Source organism: Oceanimonas baumannii (assembly GCF_002245495.1).
GTDB lineage: Bacteria > Pseudomonadota > Gammaproteobacteria > Enterobacterales > Aeromonadaceae > Oceanimonas > Oceanimonas baumannii.
The window spans coordinates 23,350-36,096 of record NZ_NQJF01000007.1; the positions used below are offsets into that span (position 1 = coordinate 23,350).

Genomic DNA, 12,747 nt, shown 5'->3' on the forward strand with positions numbered 1-12,747 from the left:
TCATGAGCACGCTTCATTTCTCCAAAATGCAGGGGCTGGGCAATGACTTTATGGTGGTGGATGGCGTTACCCAGAAAGTCTTTTTCAACCCCGAGGTGATCCGCCAGCTGGCGGATCGCAACTTTGGGGTGGGGTTTGATCAGCTGCTGTTGGTGGAGCCGCCCTATGATCCTGAGCTCGATTTCCACTACCGTATCTTCAATGCCGATGGCTCCGAGGTGGAGCAATGTGGCAACGGTGCTCGCTGCTTTGCGCGCTTTGTGCGGCTAAAAGGCCTGACCAACAAGGATCGTATTGCTGTCAGCACTCAGAAGGGCAACATTGTACTGCAGCTGGAGAAGGATAATCAGGTGACCGTTAACATGGGGATACCTGAGTTTGATCCGGCTAATATTCCGTTTAAGGCGCAGAAAGCGGAAAAAACGTATCTGGTACGCACCCAGGATCAAACCGTATTGTGCGGTGCTGTGTCCATGGGTAACCCGCACTGTGTGGTGGAAGTTGACGACATTAATACCGGCCAGGTAGCCGTACTGGGACCTGAGCTGGAAAACCATGAGCGCTTTCCGGCCCGGGTTAACGTAGGCTTTATGCAGATTGTAAATGCCCGGGAAGTGAACTTACGCGTGCATGAGCGCGGTGCCGGCGAAACTCTGGCCTGCGGTACAGGTGCCTGTGCTGCAGCGGTAATGGGCATGAGTTGGGGCAAGCTGGCCGAGCGGGTAAAAGTGCATCTGCCCGGCGGTAGTCTGACCATTGCCTGGCAGGGCCCGGGCAAACCGGTATTTATGACCGGCCCGGCCACTCATGTATTTGACGGACAGATCAGTTTATGACCGATAAAAGCGCCTTGGCTGAAGCCGGGCTTGATGAAAGTCAGATTGCAGATTATCTGGCCAGCCAGCCGGACTTTTTTGTCCGCCATCCCCAGTTGCTGGAGCAATTACGCCTGCCTCACGAGCAGCGGGGCAGTGTGTCGATGGTGGAAGCCCGCATGGAGCGTCAGCGCCAGCGTATTCATCAACTGGAAGAAGAGATCACCCAGCTGATGTCGGTGGCCGGCGAGAATGAGCGTATTTTTCGCGTGTATCTCGATCTCTATCCGCGGCTGTTTGAGTGTCGCTCTCCGGCCGAACTGGAGCTGCGTATTGCTCATGCTCTGCGGGAGCGGCTGCGGGTGACGGCGGTGCGGCTGGTACCAGACGCGCGCTGGTGTGACTTGCCTCAGGCCCAGTCCGGTGAACAGCTGGAAAAACTGTATCGTGAGCGTATGGCGGGCCAGGACGTGTATCTGGGCCGGCTTGGTCGGGAAGAAAAGCAGCGGCTGTTCGGTGATGCCCTGGTGAATTCCTGTGCGCTGATCCGTATTGGTCTGGAGGGAGAAATGGGGGTGCTGGCTTTTGGCAGCGCTGACAGCAGCCATTACCGCTCGGGCATGGATACCCTGATCATTCGCCAGCTTGCCGGCTTTCTTGCCCTGCTGCTGCCGCGCATGGTGGAACATGGCCACGCCTGATCTGGCTCCACCTCAACTGGCTGTGACCATTACCGACTTTCTCGACTACCTGCGGGTAGAGCGCCAGCTCAGCCCGCATACCCTGGACAATTACCGCCGCCATCTTGCGGCCATGAGCGAACAGCTGATCGAGTTGCAGCTGAGCGACTGGCGACAGCTGTCGGTCAGCCATGCCCGGGGGCTGGCGACTCGTATGCACAAACAGGGGCTGTCGCCGCGTTCCATTGCAGCCAGACTCAGTGCGTTGCGCAGTTTCTGTGACTGGCTGGTGCTGACCGGTATGCTTGCCGCCAACCCTGCCAAGGGCGTGAGTGCACCCAAACAGGGCCGGCCCCTGCCCAAAAACCTGGATGTGGACGAACTGCACCAGCTGATGAATCTGGACGAAGCCGATCCACTGGCAGTCCGGGACAGGGCCATTATGGAGCTGATGTATTCCTCTGGCCTGCGTCTGGCAGAGCTGGTAGCGCTTAACCTGGGCGATGTGCAGTTTGCCGAGCGCCAGGTACGGGTTATTGGTAAGGGTAACAAGGAGCGTATTCTGCCGGTGGGGCGTATGGCGCTGGACTGGCTGCAACAGTGGCTGAGCGTACGGGGCGAGCTGGCCGGGCCCGACGAGCCGGCCTTGTTCGTGAGCAAGCAGCGTCGGCGTATCACCCATCGCAGTGTACAGCTGCGCCTGGCCAAACGCGGCCAGCAGCAGGCGCTGTCCAGCCATGTACATCCCCATAAGTTGCGTCACTCCTTCGCCACCCATATGCTGGAATCCAGCGGTGATCTGCGTGCGGTGCAGGAGCTGCTGGGTCATGCCGACCTGGCCACTACTCAGATCTACACTCACCTCGACTTTCAGCACTTGGCTAATGCCTACGACCAGGCCCATCCCAGGGCCAGGCGCCGGGAGGATGAGGAGTAAAGTCGTCTGCCGTGTGAAGCATTAGTGCGGTTTGTCCGACGAAAGCGCATGACTCTGCAAACGATGAAAACTTGTGATCAGGAGACTGGGGTGCAGTGAAAGCAGGTTAGAATGCCCGCATTGACTTTGGAAACCGGAACCCATGCATGCGCTTTTACAAACGAATGGCGCCTATCAAGGTGCTCAGCTTTGATCTGGACGACACCCTTTACGATAACGTGCCGGTGATGGCGGCGGCCGAGGCCTGGTTGCTGAGGGCGCTGCGCGACGACTATCCCGAGTCCACCCTGCTGGGCGAAGCCAGCCTGGCGGCGATCAAGCGCCGGCTGATCGCCGAGCAGCCGGCACTGGCCCACGACGTTAGCGCCTGCCGCCGCCGCGTGCTGACCGAGGGCCTGCTGCAGCAGGGTGTAGCGCCGGAGCGGGCCGGGGAGCTGGCCGAACGTTTCTATCAGGGCTTTATCGACGAGCGCGGCAAAATCACCGTGCCCGAGGCCACCCACCGGGTGCTGACGGCGCTCAAGGACAAGTACCTGCTGGCGGTGATCACCAACGGTAATATGCCGCTGGAGCGCACCGAGCTGGCGTCCTATTTCGAGATTGTGCTCAAGGCGGGCCCCGACGGCCGCATGAAGCCGGCACCGGATCTGTTTCAGCGGCTGGCGGAGCAGGCCGGTGTGAGTCTGTCCGAGATCCTGCATATCGGTGATCACATTAACACCGACGTGGCCGGCGCCGTGCACAGCGGTTGTCAGGCGGTGTGGCTGAATGACAATGGCCGTACCGAAGCGGATCTGCAGTGTCTGCCCCAGGTTGCCCTGACGCGGTTGGAGCAGCTGACTGAACTGTTATAATCGCCGGCATACTGTAAATATTCCCAGGAGTTGTGATGGATGTATCCAGCCTGCTTGACGGCATGAACGACAAGCAACGAGAGGCGGTGGCCGCCCCTTCCCAGAACATGCTGGTGCTGGCGGGTGCCGGCAGTGGCAAGACCCGGGTGCTGGTGCATCGCATTGCCTGGCTGATGCAGGTGGAGCAGGTGCCGGCCTCGGGCATTCTGGCGGTGACCTTTACCAACAAGGCTGCCGCCGAAATGCGTAGCCGGGTGGAGCAACTGCTGGGCGGCCGCCTGTTCGGCCTCTGGCTGGGCACCTTTCACGGCCTGGCGCACCGTCTGCTGCGGGCCCACCACCTGGACGCCAACCTGCCCCAGGACTTTCAGATCCTCGACTCGGACGATCAGCTGCGTCTGCTCAAGCGTATTCTCAAGAGCATGAACCTGGATGAAAAGCAGTGGCTGCCACGTCAGGTGGCCGGTTATATCAATGGCCGCAAGGATGAAGGCCTGCGCCCGGGCGACATTCAGGTGCTTAACGATCCGTTGCAAAAGACTTACCGCCAGATCTATCAGGTCTATCAGGACACCTGCGACCGGGCCGGTCTGGTCGACTTTGCCGAGCTGTTGCTGCGTGCTCATGAGTTGTGGTTGCACAAGCCGCACATTCTGGCGCATTACCAGCAGCGGTTTCAGCATATTCTGGTGGACGAATTTCAGGATACCAACAGTATTCAGTATGCCTGGCTGCGTATGTTGGCCGGGGAGCGGTCCCGGGTGATGATCGTGGGGGACGACGATCAGTCCATTTATGGCTGGCGTGGTGCCCGGGTGGAAAATATTTCCCGCTTTCTGCAGGATTTCCCCGGTGCCGAAACCGTGCGTCTGGAGCAGAACTATCGTTCCACCGGCACCATTCTCAAGGCCGCCAACCAGCTGATTGCCAATAACGCCGAACGGATGGGCAAGGAGCTGTGGACCGAAGGTACCGAGGGTGAGCCCATTGCCGTGTACAGTGCTTTTAACGAGGTCGATGAAGCCCGCTTTGTGGTGGAGCGTATCAAGCAGTGGCGTCATCAGGATGGTGCCCTGAACGACAGCGCCATTCTCTATCGCAACAATGCCCAGTCCAGGGTGTTGGAAGAGGCACTGATCCAGGAACGCATTCCCTACCGCATTTACGGTGGTCTGCGCTTCTTCGAACGTCAGGAGATCAAGGATGCCCTCGGTTACCTTCGGCTGATAAATAACCGGGGTGATGAGGCTTCGTTTGAGCGTATCGTCAACACCCCCACCCGGGGTATTGGCGAGCGCACACTAGGGTTAATCCGCGAAGCGGCCCGGGATCGGGAAGTCACCCTGTGGCGGGCGGCCTGGGTACTGGTGGAGGATAAAGTGCTGACTGGCCGGGCGGCCTCGGCGGTGAGCCGCTTTATCAACCTGATCAACCAGCTGGAAGACGACACCCGCGAGCTGCCGCTGCATGTGCAGACCGACAGGGTGATTGAGCTGTCCGGGCTTAAGGCCATGTATCAGGCGGAAAAAGGCGAGAAGGCTCAGTCCCGGGTAGAAAACCTGGAAGAACTGGTGACGGCCACCCGCCAGTTTACGCCATCGGAAGAAGAAGACATGTCGCCGCTGTCGGCGTTTTTGTCTCACGCGGCTCTGGAGGCGGGTGAAGGCCAGGCGGATCAGTTCGACGATGCTGTGCAGCTGATGACGCTGCACTCTGCCAAGGGCCTGGAGTTTCCGCTGGTATTTATGGTGGGGGTGGAAGAGGGCATGTTCCCCAGCCAGTTGTCAGCAGAGGAAAGCAGCCGGCTGGAAGAAGAACGCCGGCTGGCTTATGTGGGCATGACCCGTGCCATGGAAAAGCTCTATATCAGTCATGCTGAAAGCCGCCGCCTCTACGGCCGGGAAATGTTTCACCGGCCCAGCCGCTTTATCAAGGAGCTGCCCTCCGAGTGTCTGGAAGAAATCCGGCTCAAGGCCAAGGTCACCCGTACCATTCCCAATGGACGCTTCAGCCAGGACCGGGTGCAGGATACTTTTAATCAGACCGGCTTTCGGCTGGGGCAGCGGGTACTACACTCCAAGTTTGGCGAGGGTGTGGTGCTCAACTACGAGGGTGCCGGTGCTCAGAGTCGGGTACAGGTTAACTTTGATGACGGAGGTGCCAAATGGCTGGTCACCGCTTATGCCCGGCTGGAAGCCCTGTGACAGGGCAAAGCTGAGCAGGTCAGACCGGTGCTGAGCTGACCAGCAGCCACAGAATGGAGCCGGCCACTGAGCAGAACAACAGACCACAAAGGCCGTTTACCGGCCGGCTCCAGGCCTGCAGTCTGAGTTGCGCTCGTGACGAAGACAGCCCCCAGGCCAGCAGCATAAACCAGGCCAGGCTCAGTACGAATAATTCCACCACCAGGGCTGTGCGGGTCAGCCAGTTGACTTCCGGTCCGACCATGGCTGCGAGAAGGCCAACAAAAAACACCAAGGCCTTGGGATTGAGCAGGTTGGTATGCAGACCGGTCCAGAATCCGTTATCGGGAGCACCGTTACCGGCGGCCTTAAGTTCCGTGACCGGTCCGAAGGCCGCCCGCAAGGCACCTAATCCGAGCCATCCCAGATAAATCGCCCCTGCCAGCCGTAGCAGAGTAAATAGTAACGGATGAGCCTGAATAAGCAGGCTGATGCCGGTGAGGCTCAGTATGCTGTGTACCAATATGCCGGTGGCGATCCCTACCGCTGCGCTTAGTGCAACGCGCCGGCGGGCCGAAAAACGCAGCATCAGGGCAACATCCGGGCCCGGGCTGGCCAGTGCGATGATATGAATAATGCCGATGGTAACCAGCAACGATAGGTTCATATTGTGCTCCGTTTGTGATGAAAGCACAGTATATAAAGCCCGGATTGTGGCCGGCTTGTAAGTTATTGCATCTGTGCGCGGAAGCGGGCAGGTGTGATGTGGTAGGCCAGTACAAAGGCGCGATGAAAGTGTGCCTGATCGAAAAAGCCTACCGCCAGTGCAGTGTCGAGTACCCCGTGACCGGCCGCCAGTTGCTTTTTGGCTGCTTCCAGCCGCAACCGTTTTAGATAGGCGTGGGGAGTCATGCCCAGCGCTGCCTTGAACCGGCGCAGAAACTGAAAGCGCGAAAGGCCCAGCTCGGCAGCCAGCGCATTCAGCGGATGGGGCTGATCCAGCCCGGCCAGCATGCGTTCCCTGATACGGAGCAACAGTGGTGTCTCCAGGGGGCGGGCGTTTTGTAATGCAAAACAGTCAGCCAGTAATGCCAGCAGGCTGCTTTCAGCATCAATAACAGGCGGAGCAGGTTGTTCCAGCCGGTGATGCAGGCTAAGCGCCTGCTGGTAAAGGTGCGGCTGATGCTGAAGGGGCTGAGCGAAAAAGGGCAGGGGGGCTTCCAGCTCTTCTGCCAGTCCGGCCACCAGCTCGGGTGACAGGGAAAAAACCCGAACGCGAAATCCTGCTTCGTCAAAACAGCCTCCGTCATGAGCTTCATCCGGATTGAGCAGTGACAGCTGGCCCGGTACCAGTGGTGCCGAGCTGCCCCGGTGTATAAATTTCTGCGCTCCGCTTTCCACCAGACCAAGGTGATAGTCCAGGTGTACGTGGCGACCATAACGAAAGCCGGCATGATCTGCACGGCACAATTCCAGGCCGCCAAGGGCTTTGTTTTTCCAGTACTTTACGCTGTTCATGGCGCCATTCTAGCGTATTAAGGGAGCCGGGTTTTGTAAAAGATTGCAATCTAGGTGGCCTGGCGTAATGAAAAAGGGCTGTATTCACACTGTCCGGGAGTGGCTATTCAGGTCATGCAAAATGAAGTTTTATTATGCAAAAAGGTTGCGCCTTATGAGTCTCATAGGACAAAATCTGCCGCTCTTATTACAAAGGAGCTGAAGGGATGAAAACCGGAATGAAAAAACTCGTTGGTATTAGCTTGTTGGCCTCAACGCTGGCTCTGAGTGGTTGTTCGGCCATGCATACTGCGATTAAAAAACGTGATCTGGAAGTGCAAACCCAGATGAGTGATACCATCTGGCTGGATCCGGTTTCCGGTAGTGCCAAAACGGTTTATCTGCAAATCCGTAATACCAGTGATAAGGACATGCAAATTGCAGAAAAGTTACGTCAGAACTTTGAACAAAAAGGCTACACCGTTACTAACAACGCTGATCATGCCCATTACTGGGTTCAGATGAACGTGCTTAAGGTCGATAAAATGGACCTGCGTGAAGCGAATAGTTACCTGACCAGCGGTTACGGTGCCGGTTTAACCGGAGCTACTGCCGGCGCACTGGCGGCAGGATACGGATATAACTCATCGGGTGCTGCTGTGGCCGGTGGTATTGTCGGCGGTATTATTGGTATTGCTGCCGACGCCATGATCGAAGATGTGAATTACACCATGATTACTGACCTGCAAATTTCTGAGAAAGTGAATGGCAAAGTCAGTGTTAACAGTCAGGGAGCACTGGCTCAGGGTAATGCCGGTAGCACTAATGTGTCTTACAGCAAAGAAAGTAACCGCATGCGCTATCAGACCCGCGTAGTGAGTACGGCAAATAAGGTTAACCTTGAATTTGAAGAAGCCAAGCTGGCACTTGAGGATAATCTGGCCCGATCCGTAGGCGGTATTCTGTAAATGATTCAAGGCCTCTTAACGAGGCCTTTTTTATTTGTTATGACTGCTTTATGGCATGTTTGATACGTCGTCGCTGGCGAATACCGTCCAGGCTATAAACAATCAGTGCGATCCAGATCAAGGCAAAGGTAATGGCTTTGTCGGTAGTAAAGGCTTCTTCATAAACCAGTACTCCCAGCAACAAGGCCAGGCTGGGGGCCAGGTACTGAAAAAAGCCCAGGGTTGACAGTTGCAGCCGGCGGGCGGCACCGGCAAACAGCAGCAGCGGTATTGTGGTAATCAGGCCGGCGGCCAGCAGCAGCAGGTTGAGGCTGGTTGAGTTGGCACTCAGGTTACCGGTGGCGGAGTTAAGCCCCCACAGCCATAGTACAGCAGGTATCAGCAGTACCGAGGTTTCCAGCAGCAGGCCGGTAAAAGGATCTACCGGCACCTGTTTACGGATCAGTCCGTAGGTGCCAAACGACAGGGCCAAGACCAGCGCTACCCAGGGCAGGCTGCCAAATACCAGCAGCTGTATCAGCACTCCCAGTGCAGCCAGCCCGACCGCCAGCCATTGCAGCGGCCGGTAGCGTTCCTGCAGAAACACCATACCCAGCACAATGTTGAGCAGCGGGTTGATGTAATACCCCAGGCTGGCATCAAGAATATGGTTATTGTTTACTGCCCAGATAAAAACCAGCCAGTTGGTGCCAATCACTACCGAAGAAATCAGCAACAGCAGTAACAGGCGTGGCTGGCGCAGTAGCGCCCGTACTCTGGTCCAGTAACCGAGTGCGGTTATCAGCCCCAGCAGTAGCAGGATGGACCATACTACCCGGTGTGCCAGAATTTCCGGTGCTGGCACATCGAGCAGCTGTTTGAAGTAAACCGGGGCCAGGCCCCACAGCAGGTAGGCACACAGGGCGAGCAGTGCGCCCCGTGCGGATTGATCCTGTTCCATTTTATTCATCACCAAAAAACCGTGAATAATGCAGTGTAATGCCAGCCACCGGCGGTAACCAGTAACAAATGCAACTTTAACCGCCGGACCGTCGGTTTATTGTTGCAGCCCGCTGTCTTACAATGCTTGTTCGTTTTTGCCCGGCTGACCGAGATGAATCCCGAGACCGACGACACCGCTTCCGTTCCCATCCCCGATACACCTCACGGCGTGCTGCAGCAGGTATTTGGTTACCAGGACTTTCGTAAAGGTCAGCTGGAGATCGTTGAAGCGGCTGTCGCCGGGCGTGATGCCATGGTGATTATGCCCACCGGTGGCGGCAAGTCACTGTGTTATCAGATCCCGGCATTACTGCGGCCGGGGCTGACGGTGGTGGTGTCACCACTGATTTCTCTGATGAAAGATCAGGTGGACACTTTGGTTGCCAATGGCGTGGCAGCGGCCTACATCAACAGTTCTCTCAGCCGGGAAACCATGCTGCGTCATGTTGCTGCATTGCGCCGGGGAGAGATCAAACTGCTGTATGTTTCGCCGGAGCGGTTGCTGCAGCAGGAGTTTATGGAACGTCTGGGTGAGCTGGAGCTGTCCATGTTCGCCATTGATGAGGCACACTGTATTTCTCAGTGGGGGCACGATTTCAGACCTGAATATGCCGAGCTGGGCCGGCTTAAGCAATGGTTTCCCCATATACCGGTCATCGCTCTGACCGCGACTGCCGATGAGGCTACCCGTCAGGATATGCTGAGTCGGCTTAGTCTGACCGAGCCACTGATCCATATCGCCAGTTTTGATCGTCCCAATATTCGTTACACGCTGGTGGAAAAGTTCAAGGGGCTGGATCAGCTGATACGTTATGTGTCGGACCAGAGTGGGCAGTGTGGCATTGTCTATTGCTCCAGCCGCAAGCGGGTGGAAGAAGTAGCCGAGCGGCTGCTGGCCCGGGGTCATAAGGCCGCCAGTTACCATGCCGGCCTGCCCCTTGAGCTGCGGCAGTCGGTGCAGGAGCGTTTTATTCGTGACGATCTCGACATTGTGGTGGCTACGGTGGCGTTCGGTATGGGTATCGATAAACCCAATGTGCGCTTTGTGGTTCATTACGACATTCCCAAGAACATTGAATCCTACTATCAGGAAACCGGTCGGGGGGGGCGTGATGGCCTGCCATCGGAAGCTTTGCTGCTTTATGACCCGGCCGATGTGGGGAGAGTGCGCCGGCTGCTGGAAAACAGTGATAACGAGCAGCAATTACAGGTTGAGCTGTACAAGCTCAATGTGATGGCGGCTTTTGCTGAGTCACTCACCTGTCGCCGGCAGGTGCTGCTTAATTATTTTGGCGAGTACCAGAGCGAGCCTTGTGGTAACTGCGATATCTGTCTGGATCCGCCTCGGCGTTACGATGGCACGGTAGATGCACAAAAGGCACTGTCCTGTGTGTATCGCACCGGACAACGCTTCGGTGTGCTCTATGTGGTGGAGGTGCTGCGCGGTGCCGACACCCAGCGGGTGCGGGAGCATGGTCACGATAAGCTGTCTACTTATGGGATTGGTAAGGACAAGAGCCAAGAGCACTGGGTGAGTGTCCTGCGTCAGTTGATTCATTCCGGCCTGCTGACCCAGAATATTACCCGTAATATGGTGCTGCAGCTTACTGAGGCATCCCGTCCGCTGCTGCGCGGAGAAATGGTGCTTGAACTGGCCGAACCACGGCTGGTTCGGGTGAAGCCAAAGGACAAGGGTGAAAGTGGCCTGACCCGGGCCGAAGACCGCGCTTTGTTCAAGGCGCTCAGGCATCTGCGCAAGCAACTGGCTGAAGAAGCGGATGTGCCTCCCTATGTGGTGTTTAATGATGCCACGCTGACCGATATGGCCCGCTACCGGCCAAAAACCGAGGCTGAGCTGCTTAATATTAACGGTGTCGGTGTGCGTAAACTGGAGCGTTTTGGGGACGCATTTCTTAATTTGCTCAGGCAGACAGACTGAGCCGGTCAATAAAGGCCCGCCAAAGCGGACCCAGATGCTTTACAGGCCGGCGTAGTAGGCAGCCAGATCTTCCATGTCCTGATCGGATAACGGCATCGCCATGGGGGCCATCATGGGATCATTACGTTCACCGCCTTTGAAGGCTTTGAGCTGTTTGACCAGGTAAGCTGCTTTCTGTCCGGCCAGGTTAGGATAGATGTCCATTTGGGAAATACCGTCGGCACCGTGGCAAGCAGCGCACACGGCGGACTTGGCTTTGCCGGCTTCGGCATTACCGGCGGCAAAGGCAGGGGCACTGAGCATTGCCATTACAGCGGCAGCTGTCATCAGTTTTTTCATCATTCAACTCCGTTATTATTTATTGACTAATTGCTTCCGGGCTCAGCTTTTGAGCAGTAGCAGTATACGTTAAGCTGAGGTTAACAATGAAACCCTTTGGCGAGTCTCAAGGTGATAATGTGATAATAGATAACCAGTATGCAAGTTTTAAATGGGCCGGCACCGAGGTTGAGCCAACGCCACTGGACTCAGCCAGGTTACTGCTCGTTAATTATGATCTTGCGGATGAACTGGGGATGTCATTACACGATCGCCAGTGGCTGGATCTCACCAGCGGTCGCCGGTTGCTGCCGGATATGATGCCTTTTGCCCAAGTGTATGCCGGGCACCAATTTGGTGGTTTCAGTCCGCGCCTGGGCGATGGACGGGCTTTGTTGCTGGGAGAAATAGTGGCACCGGATAATGGCCGCTGGGATCTGCACCTGAAGGGTGCGGGGAAAACGCCTTATTCCCGTTTTGGTGACGGCCGAGCTGTACTGCGTTCGTCACTCAGGGAATATCTGGCTTCGGAGGCCTTGTATCACCTGGGTATTCCTACCACCCGAGCACTGTGCCTGGTGAGCAGTGAGGAGCCGGTATACCGGGAGCAGGTAGAACCCGGTGCGGCGCTGCTGCGTGCCGCACCCAGCCACCTGCGTTTTGGTCATTTTGAATACTTTTATTACAGCGGCCAGTCTGAGCGGATCCCCGAATTGCTGGATTATCTTATTGATACGCAATGGCCGGACCTGAGCAAGAACCCGCAGGGCTATGCCGACCTGTTTGAGCGGGTGGTGCAGCGCACCGCCGAGCTGATTGCGTACTGGCAGGCAGTGGGGTTTTGCCATGGAGTAATGAACACGGACAATATGTCGATACTGGGGCTGACCCTGGACTATGGCCCTTATGGCTTTCTCGATGCCTATGATCCCGGCCATATCTGCAACCACTCCGATCACACCGGCCGTTACGCTTACGATCAGCAGCCGGCTGTGGGCTTGTGGAACCTGCAACGGCTTGCACAGGCGTTGTCGGGCCATATTAAGCTGGAAACATTGCAACAATCGCTGGGGCAATATGAGCATTTGTTGTTGACCCACTATTCCGAACGCATGCGGCAAAAGCTGGGGCTGGCTCAGTGGCAGGAAGACGATCCGGCCCTGTTCCGTGACATGTTCAGCCTGATGGCTGAACACAAGGTGGATTACAGCTGCTGGTTCCGTCGCCTGTCACAGCTTGAAGCCGGAGAGGAACTGCCAGCCGGCCTGACTGCACTGTTGCCTGAGCCTGCCGCCTGGAGTGGCTGGTTTGCCCGTTACCGTGCCCGCCTTGCTCAGGAAAGTAGTACCCAGAGCGGACGACGGACAGCCATGGATGCGGTCAATCCCAAATATGTACTGCGTAACCACCTGGCCCAGCGAGCGATAGAGCGGGCTGAGCAAGGGGACATGGCGGAGGCTGATACTCTGCTGCAATTGCTGGCTTCTCCTTTTGAGGAGCAGCCCGAGTTTGATGATTATGCCGAGCCGGCTCCGTCGTGGGCGGCATCTCTTTGTATTTCTTGTAGCTCTTGAT

Annotated in this window: 12 protein-coding genes; 8 read left to right on the plus strand and 4 right to left on the minus strand. The window is 56.8% G+C overall.

Annotation, left to right across the window (positions count from 1 at the left end; translation table 11 throughout):
* The first annotated feature begins 2 nt into the window (after positions 1-2).
* From dapF to uvrD, 5 genes are all read left to right on the plus strand, one after another.
* Positions 3-836, plus strand: coding sequence for a diaminopimelate epimerase (dapF, locus tag B6S09_RS09170; RefSeq protein ID WP_094278205.1), 834 nt, complete (start codon positions 3-5; stop codon positions 834-836).
* Positions 833-1,516, plus strand: coding sequence for a DUF484 family protein (locus tag B6S09_RS09175; RefSeq protein ID WP_094278206.1), 684 nt, complete (start codon positions 833-835; stop codon positions 1,514-1,516). Before dapF ends, B6S09_RS09175 begins: the two co-directional genes overlap by 4 nt.
* Positions 1,503-2,432, plus strand: coding sequence for a tyrosine recombinase XerC (gene xerC, locus B6S09_RS09180; protein WP_134113980.1), 930 nt, complete (start codon positions 1,503-1,505; stop codon positions 2,430-2,432). Before B6S09_RS09175 ends, xerC begins: the two co-directional genes overlap by 14 nt.
* 146 nt (positions 2,433-2,578) lie before the next feature.
* Positions 2,579-3,286: an HAD-IA family hydrolase gene (locus tag B6S09_RS09185; RefSeq protein WP_094278207.1), complete on the plus strand. Its 708-nt coding sequence runs from the start codon at positions 2,579-2,581 to the stop codon at positions 3,284-3,286.
* Between the two features lie 35 nt (positions 3,287-3,321).
* Positions 3,322-5,490 carry a DNA helicase II gene (uvrD, locus tag B6S09_RS09190; RefSeq protein ID WP_094278208.1) on the plus strand — a complete coding sequence of 723 codons (2,169 nt, stop codon included), beginning with the start codon at positions 3,322-3,324 and terminating at the stop codon, positions 5,488-5,490.
* A gap of 19 nt (positions 5,491-5,509) precedes the next feature.
* Here uvrD and B6S09_RS09195 read toward each other — a convergent pair whose 3' ends face one another.
* Together B6S09_RS09195 and B6S09_RS09200 are read right to left on the minus strand one after the other, a co-directional pair.
* The gene (locus B6S09_RS09195; protein WP_094278209.1) at positions 5,510-6,136 is read right to left on the minus strand and encodes a LysE family translocator; all 627 of its coding nucleotides are present in this window, start codon (positions 6,134-6,136) and stop codon (positions 5,510-5,512) included.
* Between the two features lie 62 nt (positions 6,137-6,198).
* Positions 6,199-6,987 (minus strand): AraC family transcriptional regulator, encoded by a 789-nt coding sequence (locus tag B6S09_RS09200; protein WP_094278210.1) that lies wholly within the window; start codon positions 6,985-6,987, stop codon positions 6,199-6,201.
* A gap of 218 nt (positions 6,988-7,205) precedes the next feature.
* On the opposite strand from B6S09_RS09200, the gene B6S09_RS09205 reads away from it, so the two are divergent.
* Complete coding sequence (locus B6S09_RS09205) at positions 7,206-7,934, plus strand: complement resistance protein TraT (RefSeq protein ID WP_279586655.1); 729 nt, start codon at positions 7,206-7,208, stop codon at positions 7,932-7,934.
* A 37-nt stretch (positions 7,935-7,971) separates the two neighbouring features.
* Here B6S09_RS09205 and rarD read toward each other — a convergent pair whose 3' ends face one another.
* The gene (gene rarD, locus B6S09_RS09210; protein WP_094278382.1) at positions 7,972-8,874 is read right to left on the minus strand and encodes an EamA family transporter RarD; all 903 of its coding nucleotides are present in this window, start codon (positions 8,872-8,874) and stop codon (positions 7,972-7,974) included.
* A 153-nt stretch (positions 8,875-9,027) separates the two neighbouring features.
* On the opposite strand from rarD, the gene recQ reads away from it, so the two are divergent.
* Complete coding sequence (gene recQ, locus B6S09_RS09215) at positions 9,028-10,854, plus strand: DNA helicase RecQ (RefSeq protein WP_094278212.1); 1,827 nt, start codon at positions 9,028-9,030, stop codon at positions 10,852-10,854.
* Positions 10,855-10,893: 39 nt separating this feature from the next.
* Here the strand turns inward: recQ and B6S09_RS09220 are convergent, their stop codons facing one another.
* Complete coding sequence (locus B6S09_RS09220) at positions 10,894-11,193, minus strand: c-type cytochrome (RefSeq protein ID WP_094278213.1); 300 nt, start codon at positions 11,191-11,193, stop codon at positions 10,894-10,896.
* An 86-nt stretch (positions 11,194-11,279) separates the two neighbouring features.
* On the opposite strand from B6S09_RS09220, the gene B6S09_RS09225 reads away from it, so the two are divergent.
* Positions 11,280-12,746: a protein adenylyltransferase SelO gene (locus B6S09_RS09225; RefSeq protein ID WP_094278214.1), complete on the plus strand. Its 1,467-nt coding sequence runs from the start codon at positions 11,280-11,282 to the stop codon at positions 12,744-12,746.
* The last annotated feature ends 1 nt before the right edge of the window (position 12,747 follow it).

Excerpts from the sequence above, each read along its gene's own strand:
- dapF (WP_094278205.1), top strand. The coding sequence starts at position 3 with ATGAGCACGCTTCATTTCTCCAAAATGCAGGGGCTGGGCAATGACTTT.
- B6S09_RS09175 (WP_094278206.1), top strand. The coding sequence starts at position 833 with ATGACCGATAAAAGCGCCTTGGCTGAAGCCGGGCTTGATGAAAGTCAG.
- xerC (WP_134113980.1), top strand. The coding sequence starts at position 1,503 with ATGGCCACGCCTGATCTGGCTCCACCTCAACTGGCTGTGACCATTACC.
- B6S09_RS09185 (WP_094278207.1), top strand. The coding sequence starts at position 2,579 with ATGCGCTTTTACAAACGAATGGCGCCTATCAAGGTGCTCAGCTTTGAT.
- uvrD (WP_094278208.1), top strand. The coding sequence starts at position 3,322 with ATGGATGTATCCAGCCTGCTTGACGGCATGAACGACAAGCAACGAGAG.
- B6S09_RS09195 (WP_094278209.1), bottom strand. The coding sequence starts at position 6,136 with ATGAACCTATCGTTGCTGGTTACCATCGGCATTATTCATATCATCGCA.
- B6S09_RS09200 (WP_094278210.1), bottom strand. The coding sequence starts at position 6,987 with ATGAACAGCGTAAAGTACTGGAAAAACAAAGCCCTTGGCGGCCTGGAA.
- B6S09_RS09205 (WP_279586655.1), top strand. The coding sequence starts at position 7,206 with ATGAAAAAACTCGTTGGTATTAGCTTGTTGGCCTCAACGCTGGCTCTG.
- rarD (WP_094278382.1), bottom strand. The coding sequence starts at position 8,874 with ATGGAACAGGATCAATCCGCACGGGGCGCACTGCTCGCCCTGTGTGCC.
- recQ (WP_094278212.1), top strand. The coding sequence starts at position 9,028 with ATGAATCCCGAGACCGACGACACCGCTTCCGTTCCCATCCCCGATACA.
- B6S09_RS09220 (WP_094278213.1), bottom strand. The coding sequence starts at position 11,193 with ATGAAAAAACTGATGACAGCTGCCGCTGTAATGGCAATGCTCAGTGCC.
- B6S09_RS09225 (WP_094278214.1), top strand. The coding sequence starts at position 11,280 with ATGAAACCCTTTGGCGAGTCTCAAGGTGATAATGTGATAATAGATAAC.